Source organism: Methanobrevibacter curvatus, assembly GCF_001639295.1.
In the GTDB taxonomy this organism is placed as follows: Archaea; Methanobacteriota; Methanobacteria; order Methanobacteriales; family Methanobacteriaceae; genus Methanoflexus; species Methanoflexus curvatus.
Map to the genome: position 1 here is coordinate 1 of NZ_LWMV01000112.1, position 909 is coordinate 909.

Consider the following 909-nt stretch of genomic DNA (forward strand, 5'->3'; position numbering starts at 1 on the left):
ACAGTAATGGTAAATTGCTTGTTAATAATGTTTTATTTTTAAATAATAATGCATCAGCTAATGGTGGAGCTATTTACAGTTTAAATGATTTAAATATTATTGCTACTAGTTTTAATAAGAATAATGCCAATTTAAATGGTGGAGCTATTTTCACAAACGGAGGAACTACTAATATAAACTCTAACTCAGCTTTCACAGGTAATTCTGCTGTTAATGGTGCTTGTATATATACTAATAACAATTTAAATATTAATTCAATTGCATTTTCTAACAATACGGCAAAAACCAATGGAGGAGTTTTATATCTTAATGGAGGAGTTACTAATATCTCTGGAACTTCTAATTTTACAAACAACCGTGCTATAAATGGTGGAGCAATATACTCTAAAAGCAAACTATTTATTTCATCCTCTTTATTTTCCCTAAACAGTGCTACCGGTGGTGGAGGAGTATTATACAGTTTAAATGATCTACAAATCATAAATTCCACTTTCAACAACAACAAAGCCAATTCAAACGGCGGAACAATATATTCCAATGCCATTTGCAAAATAACCAACTCCAACTTTAAAAATACCAGTGGAAAGTACGGAAGTGCGATATATTCTAATAAAACTTTGAATTTAACCAATGTTACCTTTAGTGGCATTAAAATGAATGTGGTTATGGTAGTTACTTTACCTTATGGTGTGAAATACTATTATGCTGTAGAAACTGAGAAATCTTCTAGTCCTACTATTGTCAAAGTAGTTCTAACAAAAAATAACAATGTCGCAAATGCCATTTGGCAAACAAGCTCAGGAAATACAGCCATCAATAATAAAAAACAAACACCTAACAGTGCTTTAGCAAAAGAAAAGGTAGTACTAAACAATAAATATTCTGCCACAACTAACTCCAGTGGAACAG

Annotated in this window: 1 pseudogene; it reads left to right on the forward strand. The window is 31.1% G+C overall.

From position 1 onward, the window contains the following. A pseudogene (locus MBCUR_RS02925) lies at positions 1-909 on the forward strand (hypothetical protein); the annotation flags it as partial.